The 1,820-nt window shown below is 46.9% G+C and carries 2 protein-coding genes; one reads left to right on the plus strand and one right to left on the minus strand.

From position 1 onward, the window contains the following. A partial coding sequence (locus tag VN105_RS06735; RefSeq protein WP_325639177.1) for an FAD-dependent oxidoreductase occupies positions 1–1,540 on the plus strand: 1,540 nt, incomplete at its 5' end. Positions 1,541–1,548: 8 nt separating this feature from the next. On the opposite strand, the gene VN105_RS06740 is transcribed toward VN105_RS06735, so the two are convergent. Continuing rightward, positions 1,549–1,820: LamG-like jellyroll fold domain-containing protein (locus VN105_RS06740; protein WP_325639179.1), on the minus strand; the 272-nt coding region annotated here is incomplete at its 5' end.

Below are 1,820 nucleotides of genomic sequence, written 5' to 3' on the forward strand. Positions count from 1 at the left end.
AAAAGATTGGGCACCTTACCCGGTAGGACCCGGTAAGTTTAAGCTGCATGTGGATGGCCAGGCCTTAGCGCCCACTTTTGGAGAAAGTGGCGACGGAGCCTGGAAGTGGTACAATGGCGGGGAGATAAGAGTTGAAAAGGATTCGGTTGAGTTGGTGCTGCAAGACTTAACAGGCTTTAATGGCCGCATAGATGCTATCTTGTTCAGTCGTGGAAGCAATACAGAACCTCCAAATGAGCTAGCGGCCTTAGATGGTCTACGTAATAAACTATTGGGCCTGCGTGCGGGGTTGAAAGAAATGGGCGATTTCGACCTTGTGGTGGTGGGTGGCGGTGTAGCGGGAACGTGTGCGGCGATATCTGCTGCCCGTTTGGGCTTGAAAGTGGCACTCATTCAGGATAGGCCATTGCTTGGTGGGAACAATAGCTCAGAAGTGCGTGTGCATCTTATGGGCGATCTGGATAAGAGTTACTATCCAAAGTTGGGAAGGATTGTTCGCGAATTGGATAATGGTGACCCAGGTAATGGTAATCCGAATGCCAAAGAATATGGTGATGCGCGTAAATTTGCCATTGTAAAGGCGGAAAAGAATCTTTCGCTGTTTGTTAATACCCATGTGTACCAGGCGGAGACGGCAAATAACACCATTAAGGCAGTCATTGGCCGTGATATTGAGACAAATCAGGAAAGAAGGTTCACCGCTAAATATTTCGCGGATTGCACGGGGGATGGTACCCTCGGTTTTTTGGCTGGTGCAGATTTTCGTATGGGACGGGAAAGTAAACAGGAAACAGGCGAGTCCTTGGCCGCCGATCAAGCAGACGATTTTACCTTGGGCACTTCCAATTTATGGGCATCTTTACCTGTTGATAGCGTAACGGCATTCCCTGAAACACCTTGGGCACTCACTTTTTCGGAGGAGTACCATATTGATGAAGAACAGTCAGATTGGCAGTGGGAAACAGGTTTCGGCAATTTTAATACAATTACCGAAGCCGAGCAGATAAGAGACCATAATCTTCGGGCGGTATACGGCAACTGGTCATATCTAAAAAATAATAAACCCGAAAAATATGATAAAAGGGAGTTGGCATGGGTTGCTTATATTGGTGGAAAACGGGAGTCGAGGCGCTTATTGGGCGATCATATCCTGACCCAGATGGATGTGCAGGAAGGTAAAGTGTATCCGGATGCAACTGTGACGGCTACATGGACCATCGATCTTCATTTTCCAGATAAGAAAAATAGTCTCTATTTTCCTGATGAAGAATTTTTTGCTGGCACCAAACATATTCGCGTAGCACCCTATACCATCCCTTATAGATGCTTATATTCACGAAACGTGAGTAACCTGTTTATGGCAGGCAGAGATATCAGTACCACACACGTAGCCTTTGGAAGTACGCGTGTGATGCGTACCTGCGGGATGATGGGAGAGGTGGTGGGAATGGCTGCTTTTGTGGCTAAACAGCATCAGACCACACCTCGTGGTGTGTATGAAAAATATTTGCCGGAATTTATGGGCATGATTAAGGATTGAAATATTCCTTAATCATGCCTTTCACCATCAGCGATTTGCGCTATTTCAGCTGAAGATAGGCTTTCGGCAAAGACCATTACGTTCTTCGCTAATCCCTGGTAAATCCGCTCGCCAGGGAATTCTTCGTTCTGTCCTAACTGCCATCTATTGTTGTTGGCTAGGCTTACATCGGGTGCTACGGCTAAGCGTTCTTTTAACGTTCCATCTATGTACAGGTACAGGTTTTTGCCATCACACACGCCTGCCACATGATGCCACTTACCATACCAATCAGCAGGGA

The sequence above is a fragment of the Chitinophaga sp. genome, from assembly GCF_035564935.1.
Classification (GTDB): Bacteria; Bacteroidota; Bacteroidia; order Chitinophagales; family Chitinophagaceae; genus Chitinophaga.